Origin of the sequence: Streptomyces albireticuli, assembly GCF_002192455.1 — a bacterium.
Taxonomy (GTDB): domain Bacteria; phylum Actinomycetota; class Actinomycetes; order Streptomycetales; family Streptomycetaceae; genus Streptomyces; species Streptomyces albireticuli_B.
Map to the genome: position 1 here is coordinate 1,512,890 of NZ_CP021744.1, position 26,996 is coordinate 1,539,885.

Consider the following 26,996-nt stretch of genomic DNA (forward strand, 5'->3'; position numbering starts at 1 on the left):
ACGGTGGAGGCATGCCCGAGAAGGATCAGGAACCCGGGAAGGACCAGGCGGCGGACCGGGAGCGGCTCGCCGCCGATCTGGCCGCCACGGCCTCCCAGCTCATGCGGCGCCTGCGCGCCGCCTCGCCGCAGGGCTCGCTCACCCCGTCCCAGCGCGCCGTCCTCAGCCGGCTGGGCACCGAGGGCCCGGCCACCACCGCGGACCTCGCCCGCGCCGAGCTCGTCCGCCCCCAGTCCATGCGGGTGATCCTCGGCGTGCTGGACGACCTGGACCTGGTCGCCCGCGCCCCGCACCCCACCGACGGCCGCCAGGTGCTCTTCTCCCTCACCCCGGCCGGCGAGGAGGCCCTCGCCTCGGTGCGCCGGTCCAAGCGCGGCTGGCTCGCCGACGCCCTCGACCGGCGGCTCGACGCCGACGAACGGGACCGGCTCGCCGAGGCCCTGAAGCTGCTCAGGAAACTCACCGAGGAGTGACGGACGTGACCGGAGCGACGGAACCTCCCACAGCCGCGGCACCCCCGCTCACCCGCACGGGTGAGGGACTTGGCGCCACCGGCCCGGGCTTCGGCGGCCGCCTGATGGCGCCGCTGCTGCTCGGCTCGGCCCTCAACCCCCTCAACTCCACCGCCATCGCCACCGGCCTGGTCACCATCGGCCATGCCTTCGGCACCGGAGCAGCCGGCACCGCCTGGCTCGTCTCCGCCCTCTACGTCGCCAGCGCCGTCGGCCAGCCCGCCATGGGGCGGCTGGCCGACACGCTCGGCCCGCGCCGCGTCTTCCTCGCCGGGCTCGCGCTCGTCTGCGCGGCAGGTCTCCTGGGCGCCCTGGCCCCCGCCTTCGGCTGGCTGATCGCCGCCCGCGCCCTGCTGGGCCTCGGCACCTCCGCCGCCTACCCGTCCGCCATGGCGATGCTGCGCGCGGAGTCCGCGCGCGTCGGCCGCGAGGCCCCGCGCCCGGTCCTCGGCAGGCTCTCCCTCGCCTCGCTGGGCAGCGCCGCCGTCGGCCCCGCGCTCGGTGGGCTCCTCACCGCCACCACGGGCTGGCGCGGCATCTTCGCCTTCAACGTGCCGCTCGCGCTCGCCGGCATCGTCCTCGCGCTGCGGTGGCTGCCCGCCGACCCCGTACGCCCGGCCGGCGCCGAAGGGCGGCGGGAACGCTTCGCCGACCCGCTCGGCCTCGCCCTCTTCGCCGTCGCGCTGACCGCGACCGCCCTCTTCCTCACGGATCTCGCGCACCCCCGCCGGCCGCTGCTGCCGGTGATCGCGGTGGTGACGGCCGTACTCGTCCGGTGGGAGGCACGCCACCGGCGGCCCTTCCTCGACCTGCGGGCGCTGCGCGGCAACCGGGCCCTCGCCCGCACCTACCTCCGCCACGGCCTCGCCTACCTCACGATCTACTGCGTGCTCTACGGCTTCACCCAGTGGCTGGAGGACGCGCACGGCTACTCCGTCCTCCAGGTCGGGCTGATCATGCTGCCGATGTCGGCCGCTGCCGCCGCCTTCGCCCTGCTCGGCGCCCGGACGAAGGGGCTCCGCGCCCCGCTCGTCACCGCGGCCGCCCTGCTCACCGCGGGCGGCGCAGCCCTGCTCTTCACCGGACGCGGCACACCGCTCGCCGTGCTGCTGACCGTCGCGGTGCTCTTCGGCGTCCCGCAGGGCCTCACCTCGACCGGCAACCAGGCCGCCGTCTACGCCCAGGCCCCGGCCGGGGGCGTCGGCGCGGCGGCCGGACTCCAGCGCACCTCCCAGTACCTCGGCGCGATGATCGCCGCCGGTCTCATCGGCCTCTGCTACGGGCCGGCCGCCACCGACCGGGGCCTGCGCGAACTCGCCACGGCCGGCGTGGCGCTGGGCGCGCTCCTGCTCGTCCTCACCGCGACGGACCGCGCGCTGCGGGCCCGTACGCGCGACCCGTCCCGGCCCTGAGCCGGGGGCCCGTCCACCCCGTCCACCCATGGAACGACCCGAGGAGAACCTCATGCCCGCCACCACCCTCGACGAGCGGACCGCGCTCGTCCTCATCGACCTCCAGAAGGGCATCGTCGCCCTGCCCACCGCCCACCCCGCCGACGAGGTCGTCGCGCGCGGCGCCCGCCTGGCGGCCGCGTTCCGCGCGCACGGACTGCCCGTCGTCCTGGTCCGGGTCGTCGGCGCCGCCCCCGGCCGCGCCGAGGCCCCCCTGCGGGGCGGGAAGCCCCCGGCCGGCTTCGCCGACCTGGTGCCCGAACTCGACCGCCAGGACGGCGACATCGTCGTCACCAAGCACACCTGGGGCGCCTTCCACGCCACCGACCTCGACCTCCAGCTGCGCCGCCGGGGCGTGACGCAGATCGTGCTGGCCGGCATCGCCACGGGTGCCGGTGTGGAGTCCACGGCGCGGGCGGCTCATGAGCACGGGTACCACGTGACGGCGGTGACGGACGCGATGACGGACCCCGACGCGGAGGTGCACCGGATCGCCGTCGAGCGGGTGCTGCCGCGGCTCGCGGAGACCGGCACGACGGACGAGGTGATCGCGCTGCTGGACCGGTGACCGGGGCTGGGGCCTCCCCACGGGCGCCGCGTCCGGACCCTGATCTCCGGACGCCGGCCGGGCCGGCCTCCCGGCCCGGCCGGCCGCTACCCCTCCCCCGCCGCGAAACACCCCACGACCACCACGGCGATCGCGGTGTACCCCACCAGCCCCGCCACCGCCCCCACGTGGTGCCAGCGCTCCGCCCGCGCCGGGCAGCCGCCGTGCACCGTCCAGCGCCAGGAGGCCACCGTGGCCATCACGGCCGCCAGCACGAAGCCGAGGGTGAGCAGATGGAGCCAGTCGATGAGCGTGAGCCCCACGGTGCTGTTCACCACCGCCGTGACCTGCTGCATGTTCAGCATCACCACGAACAGGCCACCGCCCAGCATCCCCAGCCGGCTCTGGAGCGAGTCCAGCCGCTCCCCCATCCCCAGTTCCTCGGCGTGCGAGGGCAGCAGGAACGTCGCGGTGGCCATGAGCACCATGAGGTACAGCGGGCCCGTCAGCTTCCAGAAGACCGTGGGGTCGTCCCGCGCCAGATCGACCTCCACCCGGATCCTGCTGTAGGTGGTGGTCGTGCCCCGGGGCAGCCTGGAATCGCCGAAGTTCGTGGGGTAGAGCCGCTGCGCGGGCGCGAGCCGGAAGCCGGTGATGCGCCAGCCGGGCGGCTGGATGTCCTTGTTGTAGGCGGAGTTGGCGTTGTCCGGCAGCAGCCGGAAGTCCTTGCTCTCCGGCGCCGCCGTGACCAGCACCGCGATCCGCTGCCGGTCGAAGGGGAAGGCGCGGACGTCCCAGTTCTGCCGGAAGGTGCCCTGGAGCCGCATCAGGTCCCGGAACCCGCTGCCTTCGGCGCTCAGGATGGGATCGCCCTTCTCCGGGTCGTTGGCGTTGCTGAACGAGACCGTGGGCAGCGGGTCCAGCTTCCGGTCCGGGCAGACGGACCACAGGAACATCCGCGCGGAGAAGACGTGCTTCGCGGGGTCCAGGTCGTACAGATCACTGAGATACGCGCCGAGTTCGCAGCTCGGCACCGGCGCCCGCACGGCCGGCGGCGGCGACGCGTACGCGACGGGATCACCGCCCGCGCCGCCGCCCGCGCCCTGGAGCAGCCACACCGCGCACACGCAGGCCACCACCGCCACGAGGGCGGCACCGGCCCCGCGCCGCCCGGACCGGCCGGGCCGTACCGCCCGTCCCCCACGCTCCCCAGCCATATGTCAGGGAGCGTGGCCCGGCCCGGGGCCGTCGAACCGGGCCCGCACCCCGATACACCCATGTGAGTGACGGGCGTCCTCGGCGCGCCTCGTTGCGCTCGGGCGCGCCTCGGTACCTCAGCGCGTCGGGGGCTGCCCGCTGGGGCGTACCACCATCGCCGAGCCGCCACCGCGCCGTGACTTCTCCGCGGCGGCGACCCACCGGCCGTCGGGCAGCCGCTGCACACCGGTCGCCGCGCCGATCTCGCGGTTCTCCTTGAAGACGTGTCCGAGGGCCTCCAGCTTCCCCCGCAACGGGCTGTTCCACAGGGCCGGTTCCAGTTCGGTCGCCGCGGCGTTGCGCTGGCTGGCGCGCGGTGCGGCGATCGCCTCGACGAGCGGCATGCCGCGGTCGACGTGGTTGAGCAGGGTCTGGAGCACGGTGGTGATGATCGTGGCGCCGCCGGGCGAGCCGAGCGCGAAGGCGGGCCGGCCGTGGTCGAGGACGATCGTCGGCGACATCGACGAGCGGGGCCGCTTGCCCGGACCGGGCAGGTTGGGGTCGTGGACCCCGGGGGTCACCGGGACGAAGTTGAAGTCGGTCAGCTCGTTGTTGAGCAGGAAGCCGCGCCCGGGGACGGTGATGCCGCTGCCGCCGGTCTGTTCGATGGTGAGGGTGTAGGCGACGACGTTGCCCCACTTGTCGGCGACGGTCAGGTGGGTGGTGCTCTCCCCCTCGTAGGGGGTGGGGGCGGGCCTGCCGCGCTCGCCGCAGGGCACCGGGTGGCGCGGGTCGCCGGGGGCGAGCGGGCTGGTGAGGGCCTTGGTGTCGGTGATCAGGCAGGCGCGGGCGTCGGCGAACCGCTGGGAAGTGAGCGCCGCGGTCGGCACGTTCTCGTGGGCGGCGTCGCCCACCCAGCGGTTGCGGTCGGCGAAGGCGACGCGGGACGCCTCGATGTAGCGGTGCAGGTAGGTCTTCTCGCTCAGCTCGCCGAGGTTCCCGCGCTCCAGGATGTTGACGGCCTCGGCGACCGAGGTGCCGCCGGAGGAGGAGGGGGCCATGCCGTAGAGGTCGAGGCCGCGGTAGGACGTGCGGGTCGGGGCCTGGGCCTTCGCCCGGTACGCGCGCAGGTCGCGCTCCGTCAGGTCACCGGGGCGGGCCACCCTGCCGGACCCGGGGGCGACGGGCGGCTTACGCACGGTCCGTACGACGTCGCGCCCGATGTCGCCCTGGTAGAAGGCGCCGATGCCGCTCCTGCCGAGTCGCTCGTAGGTGCGGGCCAGGTCGGGGTTCTTCAGGGTGCTGCCGACGGCCGGGGGTCTGCCGCCCGGCAGGTAGAGCGCGGCGGTCGCGGGGAAGTCCTTGAAGCGGGACTGGTTGTCGGCCGTCTGCTGCCGGAAGGTCTCGTCGACGGTGAAGCCCGAGCGGGCCAGGCGCTCGGCGGGCTTCAGGACCTGGGCGAGGGACCGGGTGCCCCAGGCGCGCAGGGCGCTGTCCCAGGTGGCCGGGGTGCCGGGGGTGCCGACGGCGAGTCCGCTGGTGTAGGCGTCGGCGGGCGGCAGGGGCTTGCCGTTCTCCAGGAACAGGTCCTTGCCGGCGCTGAGCGGGGCGCGCTCCCGGCCGTCGATGGTCGAGACGCGGTGCCGCTTCGCGTCGTAGTGGACGAAGTAGCCGCCACCGCCGACGCCGGCCGAGTACGGCTCGGTGACGCCGAGCGCGGCGGCGGTGGCGACGGCGGCGTCCACGGCGTTGCCGCCCTTGCGCAGCACCTCGACGCCAACGGCCGAGGCGTCGGGGTCGACGCTGGCGACCGCGCCGCCGTATCCCACGGCGACGGGGGACTTGGCGGGTGCCGCGGCGGACGGGCCGCCCGTCGCGTCCGGGCCGCCGCCGGTGGCGGCGGCCGGGACGACGCCCAGCCCGACGACCAGGGTGGCCGTCGCGGCGAGCACGGGAAGACGTCGGTCGGGTTTCGTTCTCGCGGGAGCCATCCCTACCTCCAAGCGGGCGAGCGGGGCCCGGAGCCTACTCGGCGCCCGAGGGGGAGGACAGGGTGCCGCGCGAAAGGCTCCGGGACTCGTGCTCACCGGCCGTGCGGAGGGCGGCCGGGCGGGTGACTCAGCGCTTGTGGCCGAGGGCGCCGAGCACCGCGGTGGCCATGGCGGACTCGCCCTTGGCATTGGGGTGGAAGGGGGCGGCCGGGTTCTCGGGCTGCGCCCCCTCGATCCAGCGGTCGGCGGTGGGCTTGCACACGTCGTGGCCGACGGTCGGGGCGTAGGTGTCGGCGTAGCGGACGCCGGCCTTGCGGGCCTCCGTCCTGAGCATGGTGTTGAGCTGCTTCTCGGTGTCGCGCAGGTACGGGACGTCGCCGGCGGCGATCGGCACGGACGGGAAGCAGCCGACACCGTTGTCCGGCATGATCGCCGGGTAGCCGACCAGCACGACGCGGGCGTACGGGGCGCGCTGGTGCACGTCCTTCAGCACCTTGGCGATCTTGGGTGCGGTGTCGGCGATGCGCTTGGTGAGCTCGTCGGTGCCGCCGGCGGTGAACTTCTTGCGGCAGGGGTCGCCGGCCGGGTCGGTGGCGGACAGCTGGGCGCAGGTGCCGATGATGTCGCCGAAGCCGATGTCGTTGCCGCCGATGCCGACGGTGACCAGGCGGGTGCTCCGGCCGAGGGTGTTGAGCTGGGGCGGGTTGTCGCCCTGGGCGCGCCACATGTCGTCGGTCTTGGCGCCGCTGCAGCTGACGTCCTTGAACGAGCCGATGCCCATGGCCTTGGCGGTGAGCGCGGGGTAGTTGACGCTGGAGCGGGCGCAGTCGCCGCCGCTCTGCTCGGGAACGCCGGGGGCGGAGGTGTAGGAGTCGCCGAGGGCGACGTAGCGCTGGCCCGTGGTGGGGGTCCCTTCCGACGCCTGGGCGGCCGTCGCGGGGGCGGCGGCCGCGGCCGCCAGGGCCGTGGCCGCGCCGAGCGCCGCCAGGACCTTTCCGTACTGCCCGCCGCGTCCGTTCACCTGTGCCACTGATTCCTCCGTTTGTCGTGCGTGTCGTGCGTGTGCCGTGGGCGGGCCCGCGCGTCGGCGCGCGCCCCCGTGGCCCCACGTGCTTCCCGCGCGGCCGGCCGCGCGGGAACGTCCGCTCATGTCTGCCGCGGACGATGCGTCGCAAGACTCGCCGCGTCGTGACCGTCTGTCAATGTGGCTGGTGGCGGCGGTTGTGGCGGGGGCGGCGTAACGGTCTCCGGCGGCGGGACGATGACACGTCACATGAGGATTCGATTAGCGGCATCCTGTGCGACGGCGGCCCTGGCCCTGATCGCGCTCGTCACGGCGCCGTCCGCCGCCGCGGCGCCCACCGTTCCGACGGATCTCTCGGTGGCCCAGGGGGGCAACTATCCGACAGAGTCGAACCGTGACGGCTCCTTCTCGGTCACCTGGAGATCGGAGGGCGCCTATGACATCACGGGGCTGACCCGGCTCACGGTCGAGCTGCCGCCCGGGGTCACCACGCAGGGCGCCCTGATGTACTCGATGCCCTACGACTACACGTTCACCGAGACGGTCTCGCCGGACGGCCGCCGCCTCACGGCCTGGTACTACGGCACGATGGTGCCGGGCCGCAGCCACTTCATGAAGGTGAAGGTGACCGCCGCCGGCAAGCCGTCCGGGGAGATCAGGGCGACCGTCGCCAACGTCAGCGACCTCGACGCGCGGAACAACGTCTCGACCGTCACGCTGGGCGGCACCGGCGGGCCGCCGGTGATCCCGCCGGAGCCGGTGGTGACGGGGATGGACACCCGGAGCGGCCCGGGCACCGGCGGCACAGTCGTGACGATCACGGGCCGGAACCTCGACGACGCATTCGTGGACTTCGGCCACGACAGGGCGCCGGGGTCCTGCACCAGCACCAGCTGCGTGGTGACCACCCCGCCGGGCTGGGGCGTCACGTCGGTGGACGTCGCCACGCCGGGCGGCGGCGCCTCCGCGGGCGACTTCACCTACGGCGAGCCGGAGCCGACGCCCCCGCCGGAGCCCGAGCTCAGCCGGCTGTCCACGCGCGGCGGTCCGGCGGCCGGTGGCACGGGCCTCCAGGTCGCCGGGAAGCACCTCGACCGCGGCGTCCTGATGGTCGGCGGCAAGCCCGCCGTCCACAGCTCGTGCGGCCCGGAGTTCTGCACCGGGCAGTCCCCCGCGGGCACCGGAACCGTCGACGTCACCGTGGACGCGCCCGGAGGTGAGAGCGCGCCCGGCCCCTCCCTCACCTTCACCTACGACCCGGCACCCGTCCCGACACCCGCCCACTAAATTTGGAGTCTCAAAATCCAATTAGATAGAGTACGTGTGTGCGACTGACCAAGAGCACCGACATCGCGCTGCGCATGGCCATGCGCCTCGCGGTCACGGGCCCGAACGACGCGCCGACCACCCGCGAGGTGGCCGGCGCCGTCGGCGTGCCGTACACCCACGCGGCCAAGGTGGTCAGCAGACTCCAGCACCTGGGGATCGTCGAGGCCCGCCGGGGCCGGGGCGGCGGGCTCACGCTCACCACCGCGGGCCGCACGGGCTCGGTCGGCCGCCTGGTGCGCGCACTGGAGGGCACGGGCGACGTCGTCGGCTGCGAGGACGACCCGCCGTGCCCGCTGGCGGGTGCCTGCCGCCTGCGGGGCGCGCTCCGCGCGGCCCAGGAGGCGTTCTACGCCGCGCTCGACCCGTTCACCGTCGAGGACCTGGTCGCCCAGCCGACCGGCCCCGTGCTGCTGAGCCTGGGATCCGGACCCCCGTCATGACGACCCCCTGAGGAAGCCGGCGCGCCGCCCGCACCTCTTCGGCGCGCCGGCGACATGACGGATCACCCACCGTCCGGTTGCCGCGTCGCACACCCTTAAACAAGAGTCTTAGATGAATATTTCAGCCTGAACGTCAGGAGTCGCCGATGCTGTCCCCCCAGTCGACCGAGATCGTCCGCGCCACCCTCCCGGCGGTCGGCGGCGCCATCGGCGAGATCACGCCGCTCTTCTACGACAAGCTCTTCGCCGACCGGCCGGAGCTGCTCCGCGACCTGTTCAACCGCGGCAACCAGGCCAACGGCAGCCAGCAGCAGGCCCTCGCGGGCTCCATAGCCGCCTTCGCCACCGCGCTGGTCGAGCACCCGGACACCCGCCCCGACGCGATGCTCGCGCGCATCGCCCACAAGCACGCGTCGCTCGGCATCGCCCCCGAGCAGTACCCGCTGGTCCAGCGGCACCTCTTCGCCGCCATCGCCGAGGTCCTGGGCGAGGCCGTCACCCCGGAGGTCGCCGCCGCCTGGGACGAGGTCTACTGGCTGATGGCCAACGCCCTCATGGCCCTGGAGGCGCGGCTCTACGAGGAGGCCGGCGCCCCGGACGGCGACACCCTGCGGCCCTGCCGGATCACCGGCCGGCTGCGCGAGACCGCGGACGTGACCACCTTCCTCGTCCAGCCCCTGGACGGCCGCCCGCTGCCCGCCGGCCGGCCCGGCCAGTACGTCTCGGTCCAGGTGGAACTGCCCGACGGCGCCCGGCAGATCCGCCAGTACAGCCTCTCCGGCCACCCGGACGACGCCCTCCAGTTCTCCGTCAAGCGCCTCGCCGGCGACCCGGCCGGCGAGGTCTCCCACCACCTGCACGACCACCTGGGCATCGGCGACACCCTGCTGGTCAGCGCGCCGTTCGGCGATGTCGCCCTGGACGGGGGCGACGCGCCCGTGCTGCTCGCCTCGGCCGGCATCGGCTGCACCCCGATGATCGGGATGCTCGCGCACCTCGCGGCCACCGGCTCGGCCCGCCGGGTCGTCGCCGTGCACGCGGACCGCAGCGAGTCCACGCACGCCTTCCGCACGGACCTCACCCAGCTGATCGGCAAGCTGCCGGACGCCGCCGCGCACATCTGGTACGAGCGCCCCGAGGCCGCCGACTGGCCCGCCGACCGCACCGGCCTCGCCGACCTCACCGGCGTCGAGATCCCGGCCGGCACCGTCGCCTACCTCTGCGGCCCGCTCCCCTTCATGCGCGCGGTCCGCGCCCAGCTCCTCGCGGCCGGCGTCCCGGCGGCCGACATCCACTACGAGGTCTTCGGCCCCGACCTGTGGCTGGGCGCCGCCTCCTGACGGATCCTCAGCCACCCGGGCCCTTCGGGGCACCGGACGATCAATCGTTACCCATGCGTAACTTGCCGGACCATTACCTCCGGTAAGGCAGCGAGGTTACCGTCGGGTCACTTTCACCGGCGTGCCGCACCCCCGTCACTTCCGCGGCACCGACGTCAGGAGTGACCGTGCGACACCCTCGTAAGGCGCTGCGCGCCTCCGCCGTCGGAGCCGCCTGTGCCGCACTGCTGGCGGGCGCCGCCCTGGGAGCGGCGCCCGCCGCGCAGGCCGCACCCGGGCAGCGGACCGTGGCGGCGCGGGCGGGCGGCGTGGAGTTCACCGACATCCCCGGCTCCGGGGGCATCACGCTCAAGGGCAACGTCTTCACCCCCAAGGGCGCCGACGGCTCGCGCCGCTACCCCCTGATCGTGCTCCCCACCAGCTGGGCCATGCCCCGGCTGGAGTACGTCGCCCAGGCCCGCAAGCTCGCCGACGCCGGTTACGTGGTGGTCAGTTACACCTCGCGCGGCTTCTGGCTCTCCGGCGGGAAGATCGAGACGGCGGGCCCCGCGGACGTCGCCGACTCCGCCGCGGTCATCGACTGGGCGCTCGCCCGCACCCCCGCCGACCCGGCGCGCATCGGCATGGCCGGGGTCTCGTACGGGGCCGGCATCAGCCTGCTGTCCGCCGGGCACGACAAGCGGATCAAGGCGGTGGTCGCGATGAGCGGCTGGGCCGACCTCATCGAGTCGATCTACGGCGAGCGCACCCAGCACCGCCAGGCGGCCGAACTCCTCGGCGGGCTGGGCAAGCTGACCGGACGGCCGAGCGAGGAACTCCAGCGGATCCTGGGGAACTTCCTCTCCTCGGACCTGTCCAAGGAGCAGGAGATGCTGGAGTGGGGGGCCCGCCGCTCCCCCGCCACCTACCTGGACGACATCAACGCCAACGGCGCGGCGATCATGCTGGGCAACGCGTGGGGCGACAGCCTCTTCCCGCCCGACCAGTACGCGAAGTTCTACGAGCGGCTCACCGGCCCCAAGCGGCTGGAGCTGCGGCCCGGCGACCACGCCACCGCCGAGGGCACCGGCCTGCTCGGCCTGCCCAACGACGTCTGGGCCAACGGGCAGCGCTGGTTCGACCGGCACCTCAAGGGCACCGACAACGGCATCGACCGCGAGCGGCCCGTCCAGCTGAAGTCCCGTACGGACGGCGGCTACGAGTCCTACCCCGACTGGGCGTCCGTGGGCCGGACGCGGCGCACCCTGCCGCTGGAGGGCACCCGGACCATCCGCACCGGCGTCGACTCGGGCGCGAACGGCGGCACGGCCCTGCTCTCCAACACCCTCGACCAGTTCCTGAAGCTGCCGCCGATGGTGTCGGTGCCGCTGCTGCCGCGGAGCTACGCGGCGGTGTGGCAGTCCGGGCCGTACGCGAGCGCGCAGCGCGTCCGCGGGAGCGTGCGGCTGCACACCACGCTGACGAGCGAGAAGGAGAGCGGCACGGCGGTCGCGTACCTCTACGACGTGGGGCCGCTCGGGCTCGGCAAGCTGGTCAGCCACGCCCCGTACACCTTCCGCGGGAAGGCGCCGGGGCGGGCGTTCGGGGTGGACCTGTCGTTGTTCGCGACGGCGTACGACGTGCCCGCCGGGCACCGGCTGGCGGTGGTGGTGGATTCCGTCGATCCGCTGTACATCGCGCACAACTCGGGCGGGCGGCTGACGTTCTCGTCACCGGCGGGGGATCCGTCGACGCTGTCGGTGCCGGTGCGCGACTGACGGGCGGGCGCCGGGCGGGCCGGAATCCGGCCCGCCCGGGGCGCCGGTGGCCTCGGTCAGCCCTCGTCCGCCGCCCGGTACGTGCCCGGCGCCAGGTACACCGAGAACCTCGGCGAGGCCCCGCCCCGGTACGAGACGAAGTTCTGTGTCAGGGACTCCGTCAGCGGGCGGTCCGCGAGCGCGTCCAGGACCGCCGCGTACGCCTCCGCCTCGGCCACGCCCTCGGCCCGGAGGAAGGCCAGCACCCGGTCGCGGGCGGCCGCGTCGTGGTCGTGGACGGGGATCATCGGGACGTACAGGGCCGCGCTCGGGCGGTCGTGCCGGCGGTCGAGGGTGAAGGTGGTCACCGGGGGCTTGCGCCGCCACGCCGGGGCGTCCTCGGGGCCGTTGATCTGCCGGAGGGCGCGGGCGAACAGGCCGGGGACGTGGTCGCGGGCGGCGGCGGACTTCGCGTCGATCCCCTCGGCGGTCACCCCGGAGTGCGCCACGTACACCTGCGCGCGGAAGGCGTCGCCGCCGACGAGGTCCAGGGCCACCGCCGCGGGCTCGTGCTCCGGGCCGAAGGCACCGAGGTGGTCGGCGAGGGCGCGCCAGGGGCGTTCCAGGCCCAGCCGGGTCATGGCCTCCGTGGTGCGGGCGGCGGAGTGTTCGCGGCCGGCGACCGCGGGGTTGAGGAAGATCTTGTACACGGGGTGCCGGCCGGGGCGCCAGGCCACCGCGTGGGCCATGGTGAAGAACCCCTGGGGGTCGTCGTCGGTGAAGAGGTCCTCGACCTCCAGCAGGCCGTCGAGGGAGACGCCGGGGCGGCCGGCCAGCCGGCGGCTGAAGTCCATGCCGTCCCGCATCCGGGAGAGGGCGGTGCCGTCGCCCGGTGACTCCAGGGAGATCCGGACGCCCGCCTTGCCGTCGCCCCAGGCGACGGAGGGCTCGAAGGGCATGCCGTCGATGGCGACCCAGCCGGCGCGCTTCGGAGGCGTGCCGACCGGGAGCCGGCCCCAGGCGCCGGTGAGGTCCTGGAGGAGGGCGAGGATCGACTCGCGGGTCTCGCCGGTGAGACCGAGGCACTCGTAGGCGCGCCACACACGGTCGCAGGCGACCTCCGCGTAGGTGTCCGTCGGGCGGTACCGCGAGGACTCGAAGCGCATCGGGCGGCCGATCATCTCGGCGATGACGCCCGAGTCGGGGGTGAACTCCGCCGTGGGGAGCGGGCGCTGGGGCACGGCTCCGAGGTCTGCGGTTTCCATGGTGTCTCCCTGTGCGTAACGCGGTGCGGACAAGGGCGTACCGAAGGCAAAAACGAGCGTGATCCTCCCACCGCCCGGCGGGCCGCGTCCACGCTTTGCCCGACAATTGCCCGGGAGCCCTTTATCGGGCATATGTTCCGGCCAATATGCCGGGCCCGGCGCCCGCCGGCGACCGCTCAACCGCGCGCCGGCGCCCGGCCGCCCGGTGGTCCGGGGGCGCCCGGCGCCCGGCGCCGCACGGAGTTCGTACCTGGGCCTTACCCGCCGTACCCGGAAAGCGATCAGGCAGTGCACAAGAACGGCCGAAATCCTCCACGGCGGTGGTCCGCATCGCGACGTTCTGCGACATGATCGCTACACAACGTTCGCCGGGGCCCTCCGGCGGACGCTGTGCCCTGTCCACATGCGGCCAACCGGAGCGTCGGCGCCGCCGTGCTCCGGGAAGCCTGCGCAGAGGAGTTGTTGACGCGTGTCCGCACAGCACCACTCACCGCGCCGCCTTCCCCCACCGGTCCCACCGGCCCCGCCGAAGGGGCCGCACCGCCCGCGACGCTTCCGGAGGCCTTCGCCGGGCAGGCCCGCCGCACCCCCGGCGCGACCGCCCTGGTGTGCGGGGACACCACTCTGACCTACCGTGAGCTCGACCTCCGCGCGGACCGCCTGGCGCGGCGGCTCGCGACGGAGGGCATCCGCCCGGGCGGCACCGTGGCCGTCCTCATGGAACGCTCGGCCGAGCTCGTCGTCGCACTCCTCGCGATCGTCAAGTCCGGTGGCTGCTATGTGCCACTGGACCCACGACAGCCGGCCGCCCGGTTGCGGTGGATCCTGGAACAGACCGGTGCCCGGGTGCTCCTGACGGGCGGCGCGGCGGCGGCCGGCCCTCGCCGGCCCGACGCGACGATCGGCGCGGGCCTGCGCACCCTCCCGGTGACCCTCGACGAGGCTCCCGGCGAGGAGCCGCCCGGCGTCCCCCTCTTCCCCGCCGAGCCCCGCCAGCTGGCGTACGTGATGTTCACGTCCGGCTCCACGGGCACGCCCAAGGGCGTGGCCGTCACCCATGAGAACGTCGTCGGGCTGGCCCGGGACCAGGCCTGGCGCGGCGGCGCCCACGGGCGCGTCCTGCTGCACTCCCCGCACGCCTTCGACGCCTCCACCTACGAGCTGTGGGTGCCCCTGCTGTCGGGCGGCGCCGTCGTCGTCGCCCCGCCCGGCGAGCTCGACGCGCGCGCCGTCGCGGCCGCGGTCACGGACGCGGGCATCACCGGGCTGTGGGTGACGGCCGGGCTGTTCTCGGTGCTGGCCGAGGAGGACCCGCGCTGCTTCCTCGGCGTGCGCGAGGTGTGGACCGGCGGGGACGCCGTCTCCCCCGCCGCCGTGCGCCGGGTGCTGCGCGCCTGCCCCGACACCGCAGTCGTCAACGGCTACGGACCGACCGAGACGACCACCTTCGCCACCTGCCACCGGGTCGACGACGCCGGGGTGCTCGGCACGGTGGTGCCCATCGGCGCGGCCATGGCCGGGATGCGCACGGAGGTGCTCGACCCCCGGCTGCGGCCGGTGCCCCGGGCGAGGTCGGCGAGCTGTACATCGGCGGCTCGGGCCTGGCGCGCGGCTACTGGAACCGCCCCGGCCTGACGGCCGAGCGCTTTGTCGCCGACCCGCTGGGCGAGCCCGGCGCCCGCCTCTTCCGCACCGGCGACCTCGTGCGCCACGGGCCGGACGGGCTCCTGGAGTTCGTCGGCCGCAGCGACGACCAGGTGAAGATCCGCGGCTTCCGGGTGGAGCCCGGCGAGGTCGAGGCCGTGCTCGCGGGCCACCCGGGCGTCGGCCAGGCCGCGGTCGTGGTCCGCGAGGACCGGCCGGGCCAGAAGCGGCTCGTCGGCTACGTGGTGCCCGCCGAGGAGGGCGGGCCGGACCGGGCCGCGGCGGCGCCGGACTCGGTGGGCGAGTGGCGGGAGATCTACGACTCGCTCTACAGCGGCACCGCCCGCGCCCGCTTCGGCGAGGACTTCTCCGGCTGGAACAGCAGCTACGACGGCCGTCCGCTGCCCCTGGAGCAGATGCGCGAGTGGCGCGAGGCGACGGTCGAGCGGATACGCGAGCTGCGGCCGCGCCGGATCCTGGAGATAGGCGTCGGCACCGGTCTGCTGATGTCCCGGCTGGCACCCGGCTGCGACTCCTACTGGGGCACGGACCTCTCCGGCCAGGTCATCGAGGCGCTCGGCGGGCTGGTCCGCCGGGACCCCGAGCTGGCCGGCCGGGTCGAGCTGCGCACCCGCGCCGCCGACGACTTCGAGGGCCTGCCCACCAGCTATTTCGACACCGTCGTCATCAATTCGGTCACCCAGTACTTCCCCGACGCCGCCTACCTGACGGACGTCCTGACCCGGGCCCTCGGCCTGGTCGTGCCCGGGGGCGCGGTCTTCGTCGGCGACGTCCGCAACCTCCGGCTGCTGCGCGCCTTCCACACCGACGTCCAGCTGCGCCGCCCCGACCTGCCGGACGACCCCGCCGCCGTCCGCGCGGCCGTGGAGCACGGCGTGGTCCGGGAGAAGGAGCTGCTGGTCGACCCCGCGTTCTTCGCCGAGCTGGCGCACGTCGTGCCCGGTGCCGAGGGCAGCGAGGTGCGGGTCAAGCGCGGCCGGTACGTCAACGAGCTGACGCGCTACCGCTACGACGCCGTCCTGCGCAAGGCGTCCGGCCTCCCGGACCGCACCGCGCCGCCCGTACGGGAGCTGCGGTGGGGCCGGGACGTGGCGGACCTGGCGGCGCTGGCCGCCCGGCTCGACGCGCGGGAGCCCGTCGACATCCGGGTCACCGGGGTGCCCGACGACCGCGTGGCGCCGGTGGCCGAGGGGCTGCGCGCCCTGGAGGACCGGCCGGACGCGGCGGGCGTACGGGCCCTCGACGCCCGCGCCGACGCCGAGGCCCCGCTCCTGGAGGGCTTCCACGAGCTGGCCGCCACCGTGGGCCTGCGGGCCTCCGCGAGCTGGGCGGCCGGGGAGCCCGGGGACCTCGGGCACGGGGGCACCCTCGACGTCGTCCTCACCTCCGCCCGGCCCGGCACCCGCAGCGCCGGGGCGCCCCGGCCGGCCGGGCTGCCGCTCGCCTCGCTGGTCAACGCCCCCGCGACGGCCCGGGACACCGGCGCCCTGGTCTCCTCGGTCCGCGCCTATCTGCGCGAGCGGCTGCCCGAGTACCTGCTGCCGGCCGCGACGGTGGTCCTGGAGACCCTGCCGCTGACGCGCAACGGCAAGGTGGACCGGCGCCGCCTGCCGGCCCCGGACACCGCCTCCGCCGAGGACGGGCGGGCCCCGCGCGACCCCATGGAAGAGCTGCTGTGCGGGCTGTTCGCGGACATCCTGGGCGTCTCCCGGGTCACCATCGACGACAGCTTCTTCGCCCTCGGCGGGCACTCCCTCTCCGCCACCCGGCTCAGCACCCGCCTGCGGTCCACGCTCGGCCTGGAGCTGCCGGTGCGCAGCGTCTTCGAGACCCCGACCGTCGCCGGGCTGGCCGAGGCCGTGCGCCGGGCGTCGGCGGGTGACCGGCCCGCGCTGGTGCCGGCCGGGCGCCCCGAGCGGGTGCCGCTGTCCTTCGCCCAGCGCCGCCTGTGGTTCCTCGACCGCCTCCAGGGCCCGGGCGCCGCCTACAACGTGCCACTCGTCCTGGACCTGCGCGGCGAGCTGGACGAGGAGGCCCTGCGGGCCGCGCTCGCCGATGTGCTGGAGCGCCACGAGAGCCTGCGGACGGTCTTCCCGGAGACGCGCGGGGTGCCCCGGCAGCGCGTCCTGGACGGCGCCGTCGCCCGGCCGGAGCTGACTGCGGCCGCCGTGGCCCCCGGGGAGCTGGACGCGGCGGTGGCCGCCGCCGTCCGGCAGCCGTTCGACCTCGCCACCGAGATACCGGTGCGGGCCCGGCTGTTCACGACCGGGCCCGGCGTCCACGTCCTGGCCCTGGTCGTCCACCACATCGCGTGCGACGGCTGGTCGCTGGCCCCGCTGTGGCGGGACCTCGCCGACGCCTACGCCGCCCGCCGGGCCGGCCACGCGCCCGCGGCCGAACCGCTCCCGGTGCAGTACGCCGACTACACCCTGTGGCAGCGCGCCCTGCTGGGCGACGCGGACGACCCCGACAGCCTGGGCGCCCGTCAGATCGCCTACTGGACCGAGGCCCTGGCCGGGCTGCCGGAGTGCACCGAGCTGCCCGGCGACCGGCCCCGGCCGCAGGTCGCCTCGCACCGCGGCGACACCCTCCACTTCACCGTCGACGCCGATCTGCACCGGCGGATCGCGGAGCTGGCCGAGCGCTGCGGCGCGAGCCCGTTCATGGTGCTGCACGCCGCGCTCGCCACCCTGCTGACGAAGCTGGGCGCGGGCACCGACCTCGCGATCGGCACCCCGGTCGCGGGCCGCACCGACCACGCGCTCGACGGCCTCGTCGGCTTCTTCGTCAACACGCTGGTGCTGCGCACCGACACCTCCGGGAACCCGGCGTTCCGCGATCTGCTGGCACGGGTGCGGGAGACCGACCTGGCGGCGTACGCCCATCAGGACGTGCCGTTCGAGCGGCTGGTCGACGCGCTCGCCCCGGCCCGCGGTCTCGCCCACCACCCGCTGTTCCAGGTGATGCTGGCCCTCCAGAACGCCCCCGAGGGCGCGGCGGAGCTGCCCGGTCTGACCGTCGCGGAGCGCGCGGTGAGCACGGGGGCCTGCCGGTTCGACCTCTCGCTGAGCCTGCGGGAGCGGCGCGGCGCCGACCGGCGGCCGGAGGGCATGGACGGCGTCGTGGAGTACGGCACCGACCTGTTCGACCGCGACGGCGCCGAGCGGCTCGTCCACCGGTTCCTGCGGCTGCTCGACGCGGTCACGGCCGACCCCGGGCGCCGGCTCGGCGGGCTCGACGTGCTGCTGCCCGGGGAGCGCGAGACGCTGCTGGAGCGGAGCGGCGACGGGGCCCACGAGGTCCCCCGGCTGCCGCTGCCCGCCCTGTTCGAGGCCCAGGTGAGGCGGACGCCGGACGCGGTCGCGCTGCTCCACGACGACGGCACCGGGCCCACCCGGACGCTGACCTTCCGGGAGGTGAACGCCGAGGCGAACCGGCTTGCCCGGTACCTGATCGCCTGCGGCGTGGGTCCGGAGCGGTTCGTGGCGATCGCGCTGCCCCGCACCGTCGAATCGGTCGTCGCGACCCTCGCGGTGCTGAAGGCGGGCGGCGCCTATCTGCCGCTGGACGCCCACTACCCGGCCGCGCGCCTGCGGCTGATGCTGGACGACGCCCGCCCGGCCCTGCTGCTGACGGACACCACCACGGCGCTGCCGCAGGCGGAGGGCCCGGGGGGCTTCAGCCCGCGCCGGATCGTCCTGGACCGGGACGAGACCCGGCGCGCCGTCGCCCTGTGCTGGGACGTGGACGTCACCGACAACGAGCGGGAACGGCCGCTGCTGACCGGGCACCCCGCGTACGCCATCTACACCTCCGGGTCCACCGGCCGCCCCAAGGGCGTGGTCGTGACCCACTCCGGTATCGCCGGGGTGGCCGAGGCCAATGTGCGGCGGTTCGGGGTGAGCGCGTCGAGCCGCATCCTCCAGTTCGCCTCGCACAGCTTCGACGGAGCGGTGTGGGAGCTGTGCGGCGGGCTGCTGACCGGGGCCACGCTGGTGCTGGCCCCGCCGGACGTCACGGCCCCGGGCCCGGACCTGGCGGCGCTGATCCGCCGGCAGCGGATCAGCCACGCGACGCTGCCGCCGGCCGCGCTGACGGTGCTGGAGCCGGAGCAGCTGCCCTCCCTGACCTCGATGATCGTCTCGGGTGAGGCCTCGTCCGGGGAGACCGTGCGCCGCTGGTCGGCCGGGCGCCGGTTCGTCAACGGCTACGGGCCGACGGAGACGACCGTGTGCGCGACCCTCAGCGCCCCGCTGACCGGTGCCGGCACCCCGCCGATCGGCCGGCCCACCGTGGGCGCCCGCGCCTACGTCCTCGACCGCGACCTGTGCCTGGTGCCGCCGGGCGTCCCCGGGGAGCTGCACGTCTCCGGCGCCGGGCTGGCGCGCGGCTATCTGCGCCGGCCGGAGCTGACCGCCGAGCGGTTCGTCGCCGACCCGTTCGGTGAGCCCGGCACCCGGATGTACCGCACCGGGGACACCGTGCGCTGGACCCCTGACGGCCAGCTGGAGTTCATCGGCCGGGCCGACGGCCAGGTCAAGATCCGGGGCTTCCGGATCGAGCCGGGCGAGGTCGAGGCCGCCCTGAGCACCCACCCGGGCGTGGCCCAGGCGGTGGTGGTGCCCCGCGAGGACCCGCGCGGCGGCACCTACCTGGCCGCGTACGCCGTGCCGGCCGCCGGCGCCCCGGTGCCGGACGGGCCGGAGTTGCGCGCCCATCTGGCCGGGCTGCTGCCGGAGTACATGGTGCCGTCCGCGGTGCTGGTGCTGGACGCTCTGCCGGTCGCCGCGACGGGCAAGGTCGACCGGGCCGCACTGCCGGAGCCGGACTTCGGGGCGATGTCGACGGGCCGGGCACCGCGCAATCCGCGCGAGCGCATCCTGTGCGAGCTGTTCGCCGAGGTGCTGGGCGTGCCGCAGGTGACCATCGACGACAGCTTCTTCGACCTGGGCGGGCACTCCCTGCTGGTGACCCGGGTGATCAGCGGGGTGCGCCGGCGGCTCGGCGTGGAGGTGCCCGTACGGACGCTCTTCGAGCGGCAGTCGGTGGCCGCGCTGCTGGACGCCGTCGACGGCCGGACCGCGCCGGAGGACGAGCAAAACGCGGACGCGGACACCGCGTACGGGCCGACGCCGGCCGCGCTCGCGGCGGAGGCGGTCCTGGACCCGCGGATCGCCCTCGCGCCCCGCCGCCCGCGCCGCCCCGGCGCCCCGGGCCGGGAGCACATCCTGCTGACGGGCGCGACGGGCTTCCTCGGCTCCTTCCTGCTGCGGGAGCTGCTGGACCGGACCAGCGCGGACGTCCACTGCCTGGTACGGGCCTCCGACGTCGCGCAGGCCGAGCTGCGGATCCGCCGGAGCCTGACGCAGTACGGGCTGTGGAACGAGTTCTCGCGCGGCCGCATCGTGCCCGTACCCGGCGACCTGGAGAAGCCGCTGCTGGGCCTGGCCCCCGAGCGGTTCGAGGAGCTGGCGGGCCTGGTCGACGCGGTCTACCACAACGGGGCCCGGGTGTCCGCGGTCGACGGCTACGCCCGGCTGCGGGCGGCGAACGTGGCGGGCACCCAGGAGGTGCTGCGGCTGGCGGCCCGGTCCGGCGGCGCCCCGGTGCACTACATCTCCACGGCCGCCGTGTCGGTCGGCACCGACGAGGCGCTCACCACCGTGCCCGAGTCGCACCGGGTGCGCCCGGAGGCGGTCATGCCGGGCGGCTACACGACCAGCAAGTGGGTCGCCGAGCAGCTCGTCTGGGCGGCCGCGGACCGCGGGATCCCGGTCACCGTGCACCGGTGCGGGCGGGTCAGCGGACACACCGTCAGCGGGGCGGGCTCCAGCCGGGACGTGTTCTGGCAGCTCGTCCGCGCCATGCTCGTGATCGGCGCGGCACCGCGCCCGCCGGCCGCCGAGGACCTGGCGCCCGTGGTCGACCTGGTCCCCGTGGACTACGTGGCCGCCGCGGTCGTCCACCTCTCCCGCCGCCCCGGCAGCCGCGGTCTGGCGCACCACCTCACCTGCCCGGCCCCGGTGGCCTTCGACGCGGTCCTCGGCCATCTGCGGGAGTACGGCTACCACCTGGACACCATGGAGCTCGACGACTGGACCCGCGCCCTGCGGCAGCGCGCGGACGCGGAGGCGGAGGCGGACCCGTCGGCCGGCGCCGGACTGCTGGACGCGGCCGTGCTGCTCACCGACACGCTGCCCGCGCTCGCCCGGCTGGGCCGGCTCCGGCTCGACCGGACCAACACGGTGGCCGGGCTGGCCGGTTCGGGCGTGGAGTTCCCGCAGCTGGACGGCGGACTGATCCGCGCCTACGCCGACCACTTCGTCGCCTCGGGCTTCTTCCCGCCCGCCGGCCCGCGCTGAGCGGGCACCGCGCGGGCCGTTTCCACCGTGCCGGGGCGAGGGGCCCCGGCACGCGCGTCACCCTCCACGAAAGGGCACACAGCATGAGCAATCCGTGGGACGACACCGAGGGCACCTTCCTGGTGCTCGTCAACGACGAGGGGCAGCACTCCTTATGGCCGTCCTTCACCGCGGTCCCCGCCGGCTGGACGGCCGTCCGGGGCCCCGCCACCCGTGAGGAGTGCCTCGGCTACGTCGAGGAGAACTGGACCGACATGCGGCCCAAGAGTCTCGTCGAACACCACAACCGTTTCTCGGAGGCACGGTCGGCATGAGCGAGAACACCCGCAGCACCCCGGACGCGACCGTGGACGAGCGGCCGGCGCCCCCCGCCTACCCCTTCAACGAGGCGGTCGCGCTCGACGTCGACCCGCTCTACGCGAAGCTGCGCGTGGAGGAGCCCGTCGTACGGGTCAGCTGCCCTTTCGGCGAAGACGCCTGGCTGGTCACCAAGCACGCGGACATGAAGACCATCCTCGGGGACCCCCGGTTCAGCCGGGCACTGGCGGCCGAGCACGACGAGTCCCGGCTGACGCCGCTGCCCATCCACACCAGCATCCTGGGGATGGACTCCCCCGACCACACCCGGCTGCGCCGACTGCTGTCCCGGGTCTTCACCATGCGCCGCGTCGAGCTGCTGCGCCCCCGCATCGAGCAGGAGGCCCACCGGCTGATCGACGGCCTGGTCGCCGCGGGCGCGCCCGGCGACCTGATGGAGGGCTTCGCCGTGCCGTTCGCCGGCACCGTGGTCTGCGATCTGCTCGGGGTGCCCTTCGAGGACCGTGAGCAGTTCCGCGGCTGGCTGGACGCCTTCTCCGCCACGACGGTGATGTCGGAGGAGGAGATCGAGGCGGACACCGAGCGGCTGCACGGCTACATCGCGAAGCTGATGGTCAGCCGGCGGGCCGAGCCGCAGGACGACCTGATCAGCGCCATGGTCAAGGCCAGCGACGAGGAGGACAAGCTCTCCGAGAAGGAGCTCGTCGAGCTGGCGAGCGTGCTGCTGATCGCCGGCCACGAGACGGTGTCCTCGCAGCTCATCGACTCGCTGCACGTGCTGTTCACCCATCCCGAACAGCTGGCGGAGCTCAAGCGCCGGCCGGAGCTGATGCCGCGCACCGTCGAGGAGCTGATGCGCTACGTGCCGCTCATCTCGCACGTCACCTTCGCGCGCTACGCCACGGAGGACGTCGAGCTGAGCGGCACCCTGGTCCGGGCGGGCGAGTCCGTACTGCCCGCCATTCCGTCGGCCAACCGCGATGAATCGGTCTTCGAGAACGCGGACCGTTTCGATCTGACGCGGGAGCACAATCCGCACCTGGGATTCGGTTACGGCATCCACCGCTGCCTGGGCGCTCCGCTCGCCCGGCTGGAAATGCAGGTGGCGCTGGATTCCCTGCTGACCCGGCTGCCGGACGTCCGGTGCGCGGTTCCGGTGGAATCGCTGGAATGGAAGGACGGAATGCAGGTGCGCAGTCTGCTGAATCTGCCGGTCGAGTGGTGAGCGGCCGGTGAGCCGTAGGCGCCGGTAGAGCGAAAGGGGCCTCCCCGCGGGTGCGGGGAGGCCCTCTCCTTCGTGCCGTCCGGGTGCCGGGCGGGTTCAGGCGAGGCGCCAGCCGGGGTCCGCCGGGCTGCTGTCGGCCGTGACGGAGGGATCGCGGTTCGCCACCGGCGCGAGGGCGGCGTCGATCGCGGCCATGGTCTCCTCGTCCAGCCGGACGCCGGCCGCCTCGGCGTTGCCGGCGATCTGCTCGGGGCGGGAGGCGCCGATCACGGCCGTCGCCACGTTGGGGTGCTGGAGCACCCAGGCCAGGGAGAGCTGGGCGAGCGTCAGGCCGAGGCCGTCGGCGACCGGCCGCAGGCGCTGCACCCGGCCCAGCACGTCGTCGTTCAGCCAGTCGGCCAGCACGGGCGAGCCGTCGTTGGAGGCCGTGGCCCGGGAGTCCGCCGGCCACTCGCCGCCGGGCAGGTACTTGCCGGTCAGAACGCCCTGGGCCAGCGGCGACCAGACGATCTGGGACATCCCGAGCTCCTCGCAGACCGGCATCACCTCGGCCTCGGGCACCCGCCACAGGGCGCTGTACTGCGGCTGGTTGGAGACCAGCGGGATCCGCAGCTCGCGGGCGAGGGCGTGGCCGCGGCGGATCTGGTCCGCGGTCCACTCGGAGACGCCGATGTAGTGCGCCTTGCCCGCGTGGACGAGGTCGGCGAAGGCCTCCATGGTCTCCTCCAGCGGGGTGGAGGGGTCGAAGCGGTGGGCCTGGTAGAGATCCACGTGGTCGGTGCCCAGCCGTCGCAGGGAGCCCTCGATCGACTCGCGTATGTGCTTCCGCGAGAGCCCCATGTCGTTGCGGCCGGGCCCGGTCGGGGCGAAGACCTTGGTGAAGATCTCCAGGCCCTCCCGGCGCTCGCCCTTCAGCGCCCGGCCGAGGGATTCCTCCGCCTGGGTGTCCGCGTAGACGTCCGCGGTGTCGAAGGTGGTGATTCCCGCGTCGAGCGCGGCACGCACCAGGGCGGTCTCCGTCTCCTCACTTCTCGATGAACTCCGGGTCAGCCAGTTCCCGTAGGCGATCCGGCTGACGATCAATCCGCTGCGGCCAAGGTGACGGAAATCCATGTGCCCACGCTAGCAATGGACTTCGCCCATGATCCGATGAATGCGGAATTCGCCGGGGGCCCTTTCTCAGTGCGTTCCGGCGCCGGGCAGCAGCGTTCCCGGCTCGGCGGCGGCGACCTCCACGGCCTCCGTCTTGGGGCTGCGGCGCTGGCGCCGGGCGGCGAAGTTGGCCAGCCACGACAGGATCATGCACATCCCGATGTAGATCGGCGAGATGATCATGACGACGGGGATGAACGGCAGCCCGTAGTCGAGGTTGCTGGCGATCAGCTTGCCCGCGTGCAGGAACTCCTCGTAGGTGATCAGGAAGCCGAGCGAGGTGTCCTTCAGGGCCACCACCAGCTGGCTGATGATCGTCGGCAGCATCGCGCGCAGCGCCTGGGGCACCAGGACATAGGTCATCACCTGTGTCTTGCGCATGCCCAGGGAGTACGCCGCCTCGCGCTGACCGCGCTCGACGGAGTTCACGCCGGTACGGAAGACCTCCGCGAGCACCGAGCCGTTGTAGAGGGTCAGACCGGTGATCAGGGCGGGCATCGGCTGCACCTTGAGCGCCACGAACACGAAGAAGATCATGACCAGCACCGGCATGGCGCGGAAGAACTCCACCAGCAGCGTGGCCAGCCAGCGCACCGGCCGGTGCGCGGAGAGCCGGCCCGTGGCGAGCACGCCGCCGAGGGCGAGCGAGAGCACGGCGGCGTACGCGAAGGCCTTGAGGGTGTTGCCGAGGCCGCGCAGCAGCAGCTCCTGGATGCCCACGTAGGTGAAGGGCCGCCACTTCTCGGCCGTGAACTGGTGGGTGTCGAAGAGCAGATAGACCACCCAGGCGACGAGGCCGAGGATCACGACCGTCGAGACGACTCCGTAGAGGCGGTGCCGGCGCCGGGCCAGCGGGCCGGGGATGTCGTACAGCGCGGTGTCACTCATGCCGCCTCCTCGCCGCGTTCGCTCACCGGGGCACTCCCCAGCGCTTCTCCAGCACGTTGAAGACCGCGCTGATGGTCAGGGTCACGATCAGATAGCCGACGGCGATCCAGATGAAGGTCCAGATGATGCTGTAGCCCAGCTCGTTGAGGGTCTTGTAGGTGCCGAGGAGCTCGGTGACGCTGAACGACCCGGCGATCGCCGAGTTCTTGGCGAGCGCGATCAGCGTGGAGCCGACCGGCGGGATCACGGAGCGGAAGGCCTGCGGCAGGATGATGTCGCCCAGCGTCTGCCCGAAGGTCATGCCGAGGCTGCGGGCCGCCTCGCCCTGGCCGGTGGGCACGGTGTTGATGCCGGAGCGGACGGCCTCGCAGATGAAGGCCGAGGTGTAGCAGCCGAGGGCGAGGACCGCGAAGAGCTGGAAGGGCAGCACCACGCCGAAGCGCGGCAGGCCCAGCAGGACGGCGAAGAACAGCAGGGTGAGCGGGGTGTTGCGGAGCACCGTCACCCACACCGTGCCGAAGACGCGCAGCGAGCCGACCGGGGCGACCCGGAAGGAGGCCATGAGGAAGCCGACGACGAGCGCCAGCAGCGAGGCGTAGACGGTGAGTTCGACGGTGCCGAGCAGCCCTTCGCCGTACAGGGAGAAGTTGTCGGTGAGTACGTTCACGGGGAACCTCAGCTGGCCGGGTAGCGGTCGACGGGCGGCGGCTGGGGCGCGGGCACCCCGGACAGGCCGAGGGTGGCGTCGTAGGCCTTCTTCCAGTCGCCGTTCTTCTCGTGCGCCTCGACGGCGTCGTCGAGGGCGAAGCGCAGGGCGTTGTCGCCGCGGGGGACGCCGATGCCGTAGGGCTCCTTGGAGAAGGGCTTTCCGGCGATCCTCAGCTCGTCGGGCGCCTTGGCGGCGAAGCCCATGAGGATGGTGTCGTCGGTGGTGACGGCGTCCACCTGGAAGCTGAGGAGGTTGTCCACGCAGATGGAGTACGTGTCGTAGGCGACGGCGATCGCCTTGGGGTAGTCGCGCTGGATGCGCTGGAGCGGGGTGGAGCCGGCCGCGGAGCAGACCTTCTTGCCGGCCAGGTCCTGGGGGCCGTGGATGTCCGTCTCGTCGGTGCGGACGAGCAGGGACTGGCCGGCGATGTAGTAGGGGCCGGCGAAGCCGACCTGCCGCTTGCGGAGGTCGTTGATGGTGTAGGTGCCGACGTAGTAGTCGATCTGGCCGTTCTGGAGGGCGGTCTCGCGGTTGGCCGAGGCGATGGTGCGGAAGGCGATCGTCTTGGGGGCGAAGCCGAGGGAGGCGGACATCATCCGGGCGATCTCGATGTCGAAGCCGGAGTAGACGCCGCTGGCGGGGTCCTTCTCGCCGAGGTAGGGCTGGTCCTCCTTGGCGCCCACGACGAGGTGGCCGCGGCTCTTGGCCGCCCGCCAGGTGGGCGAGTCGGTCAGCCGGAAGTCGGTGGCGACCCGGTAGACGGGCAGTTGGTCGGGCTGGGGACCCTTGACGGGCGGGCTGCCCGCCCTGCCGCAGGCGGCGGCGAGCACGGTGAGGCCGGTCAGGGCCAGGGCGGCGGCACGGCGGTGGACGCGGCGCGGCCGGGCGGCGCGCGGGAGCACCGGGGCCCCGGGGGCACGGCGCGGCCGGAGGGTGCGGAAGGGATCGGTCCGCCTCATCTGCGCAGTCACCCCGCTCAGTGCTTGAGGATCTTGGAGAGGAAGTCCTTGGCGCGGTCGCTCTCGGGAGCGGTGAAGAACTCCTCCGGAGGGCGGTCCTCGACGATGCGACCGTCGGCCATGAAGACCACCCGGTTCGCGGCGGAGCGCGCGAAGCCCATCTCATGGGTGACGACGACCATCGTCATCCCGTCCCGGGCGAGCTGCTGCATGACCTCCAGCACCTCATTGATCATCTCCGGGTCCAGCGCCGACGTCGGCTCGTCGAACAGCATCACCTTCGGATCCATGGCCAGCGCCCGCGCGATCGCCACCCGCTGCTGCTGACCACCCGACAACTGCGCCGGGTACTTCTCCGCCTGGGCCAGCAGACCCACCCGTTCGAGGAGTTCCCGCGAGCGCTTGTCGGCCTCCTCCCGGCCGCGCTTGCGGACCTTGACCTGCGCCAGCGAGACATTGGCCAGCACGGTCTTGTGGGCGAAGAGGTTGAAGGACTGGAAGACCATGCCCACCTCGGCCCGCAGCCTGGCCAGCGCCTTGCCCTCCTCGGGCAGCGGCTGGCCGTCGAGGGTGATGGTGCCCGACTCCACGGGTTCGAGCCGGTTGATGGCCCGGCACAGGGTGGACTTCCCGGAGCCCGAAGGGCCGATGACCACCACGACTTCCCCGCGGCCGACGGTCAGGTCGATGTCCTGGAGGACATGCAGCTTTCCGTAGTGCTTATTGACATCACGCAGTTCGATCAGAGGATCGACGGCCATACCCAGCCCAACCCACTCTCAGCGCTCTCGCGGTCGACGCCTGCTGTCGGCGCAAACTATCGGCCCAATGGGGGACTTCGCCGGTGACACGCTCACATAGGGGCATTCGTTGTATATTCCCCTCC

The 26,996-nt window shown here is 73.9% G+C and carries 20 protein-coding genes; 11 read left to right on the forward strand and 9 right to left on the reverse strand.

The features are described 5' to 3' along the window. Positions 1–11 precede the first annotated feature (11 nt). The 3 genes from SMD11_RS06640 to SMD11_RS06650 are packed head-to-tail and all read left to right on the forward strand — an operon-like array spanning position 12 to position 2,531. The gene (locus tag SMD11_RS06640; RefSeq protein ID WP_087925548.1) at positions 12–473 is read left to right on the forward strand and encodes a MarR family winged helix-turn-helix transcriptional regulator; all 462 of its coding nucleotides are present in this window, start codon (positions 12–14) and stop codon (positions 471–473) included. After that, positions 470–1,924, forward strand: a complete 1,455-nt coding sequence (locus SMD11_RS06645; RefSeq protein ID WP_418952414.1) for an MFS transporter — start codon at positions 470–472, stop codon at positions 1,922–1,924. The genes SMD11_RS06640 and SMD11_RS06645 overlap by 4 nt, the downstream gene beginning before the upstream one ends. Positions 1,925–1,976: 52 nt before the next feature. After that, positions 1,977–2,531 carry an isochorismatase family protein gene (locus SMD11_RS06650; RefSeq protein WP_087925549.1) on the forward strand — a complete coding sequence of 185 codons (555 nt, stop codon included), beginning with the start codon at positions 1,977–1,979 and terminating at the stop codon, positions 2,529–2,531. 86 nt (positions 2,532–2,617) lie between these two features. On the opposite strand, the gene SMD11_RS06655 is transcribed toward SMD11_RS06650, so the two are convergent. The 3 genes from SMD11_RS06655 to SMD11_RS06665 all read right to left on the reverse strand — a co-directional run bounded on the left by SMD11_RS06655 (position 2,618) and on the right by SMD11_RS06665 (position 6,728). Next, positions 2,618–3,727: a hypothetical protein gene (locus SMD11_RS06655; protein ID WP_159395248.1), complete on the reverse strand. Its 1,110-nt coding sequence runs from the start codon at positions 3,725–3,727 to the stop codon at positions 2,618–2,620. Positions 3,728–3,844: 117 nt separating this feature from the next. Then, on the reverse strand, positions 3,845–5,698 hold the full coding sequence (gene ggt / locus SMD11_RS06660) for a gamma-glutamyltransferase (protein ID WP_087925551.1): 1,854 nt from the start codon (positions 5,696–5,698) through the stop codon (positions 3,845–3,847). 127 nt (positions 5,699–5,825) lie between these two features. Beyond that, positions 5,826–6,728: an SGNH/GDSL hydrolase family protein gene (locus SMD11_RS06665; protein ID WP_234365928.1), complete on the reverse strand. Its 903-nt coding sequence runs from the start codon at positions 6,726–6,728 to the stop codon at positions 5,826–5,828. Positions 6,729–6,971: 243 nt separating this feature from the next. Between SMD11_RS06665 and SMD11_RS06670 the strand changes: the two genes are divergently transcribed. From SMD11_RS06670 to SMD11_RS06685, 4 genes are all read left to right on the forward strand, one after another. After that, on the forward strand, positions 6,972–8,009 hold the full coding sequence (locus SMD11_RS06670) for an IPT/TIG domain-containing protein (protein ID WP_159395249.1): 1,038 nt from the start codon (positions 6,972–6,974) through the stop codon (positions 8,007–8,009). Positions 8,010–8,047: 38 nt separating this feature from the next. Then, a complete protein-coding gene (locus SMD11_RS06675; protein WP_087925553.1) occupies positions 8,048–8,491 on the forward strand; it encodes an RrF2 family transcriptional regulator in 444 nt (147 codons plus the stop codon). Positions 8,492–8,637: 146 nt separating this feature from the next. Beyond that, positions 8,638–9,831 (forward strand): globin domain-containing protein, encoded by a 1,194-nt coding sequence (locus SMD11_RS06680; protein ID WP_087925554.1) that lies wholly within the window; start codon positions 8,638–8,640, stop codon positions 9,829–9,831. Between the two features lie 167 nt (positions 9,832–9,998). Further along, positions 9,999–11,588, forward strand: coding sequence for a CocE/NonD family hydrolase (locus SMD11_RS06685; RefSeq protein ID WP_087925555.1), 1,590 nt, complete (start codon positions 9,999–10,001; stop codon positions 11,586–11,588). A gap of 56 nt (positions 11,589–11,644) precedes the next feature. On the opposite strand, the gene SMD11_RS06690 is transcribed toward SMD11_RS06685, so the two are convergent. Further along, positions 11,645–12,832 (reverse strand): tryptophan dimethylallyltransferase family protein, encoded by a 1,188-nt coding sequence (locus SMD11_RS06690; RefSeq protein WP_087925556.1) that lies wholly within the window; start codon positions 12,830–12,832, stop codon positions 11,645–11,647. Positions 12,833–13,294: 462 nt separating this feature from the next. Between SMD11_RS06690 and SMD11_RS37000 the strand changes: the two genes are divergently transcribed. From SMD11_RS37000 to SMD11_RS06710, 4 genes are all read left to right on the forward strand, one after another. Continuing rightward, positions 13,295–14,467 carry an AMP-binding protein gene (locus SMD11_RS37000; RefSeq protein ID WP_324614701.1) on the forward strand — a complete coding sequence of 391 codons (1,173 nt, stop codon included), beginning with the start codon at positions 13,295–13,297 and terminating at the stop codon, positions 14,465–14,467. Positions 14,468–14,535: 68 nt separating this feature from the next. Further along, positions 14,536–20,859 carry a non-ribosomal peptide synthetase gene (locus SMD11_RS37005; RefSeq protein WP_324614702.1) on the forward strand — a complete coding sequence of 2,108 codons (6,324 nt, stop codon included), beginning with the start codon at positions 14,536–14,538 and terminating at the stop codon, positions 20,857–20,859. Between the two features lie 83 nt (positions 20,860–20,942). Then, positions 20,943–21,173, forward strand: coding sequence for an MbtH family protein (locus SMD11_RS06705; protein ID WP_087925559.1), 231 nt, complete (start codon positions 20,943–20,945; stop codon positions 21,171–21,173). Continuing rightward, entirely contained in the window at positions 21,170–22,402 is a 1,233-nt protein-coding gene (locus SMD11_RS06710; protein ID WP_087925560.1) for a cytochrome P450, read from the forward strand. The genes SMD11_RS06705 and SMD11_RS06710 overlap by 4 nt, the downstream gene beginning before the upstream one ends. Positions 22,403–22,498: 96 nt before the next feature. On the opposite strand, the gene SMD11_RS06715 is transcribed toward SMD11_RS06710, so the two are convergent. The 5 genes from SMD11_RS06715 to SMD11_RS06735 all read right to left on the reverse strand — a co-directional run bounded on the left by SMD11_RS06715 (position 22,499) and on the right by SMD11_RS06735 (position 26,871). Continuing rightward, positions 22,499–23,515: an aldo/keto reductase family protein gene (locus SMD11_RS06715; protein WP_087925561.1), complete on the reverse strand. Its 1,017-nt coding sequence runs from the start codon at positions 23,513–23,515 to the stop codon at positions 22,499–22,501. A gap of 66 nt (positions 23,516–23,581) precedes the next feature. After that, positions 23,582–24,442: an amino acid ABC transporter permease gene (locus SMD11_RS06720; RefSeq protein ID WP_087925562.1), complete on the reverse strand. Its 861-nt coding sequence runs from the start codon at positions 24,440–24,442 to the stop codon at positions 23,582–23,584. 22 nt (positions 24,443–24,464) lie between these two features. Next, entirely contained in the window at positions 24,465–25,109 is a 645-nt protein-coding gene (locus SMD11_RS06725) for an amino acid ABC transporter permease (protein ID WP_087925563.1), read from the reverse strand. A gap of 8 nt (positions 25,110–25,117) precedes the next feature. After that, positions 25,118–26,110, reverse strand: coding sequence for a glutamate ABC transporter substrate-binding protein (locus SMD11_RS06730; protein WP_087925564.1), 993 nt, complete (start codon positions 26,108–26,110; stop codon positions 25,118–25,120). A gap of 17 nt (positions 26,111–26,127) precedes the next feature. Then, entirely contained in the window at positions 26,128–26,871 is a 744-nt protein-coding gene (locus tag SMD11_RS06735) for an amino acid ABC transporter ATP-binding protein (RefSeq protein ID WP_087925565.1), read from the reverse strand. Positions 26,872–26,996 lie beyond the last annotated feature (125 nt).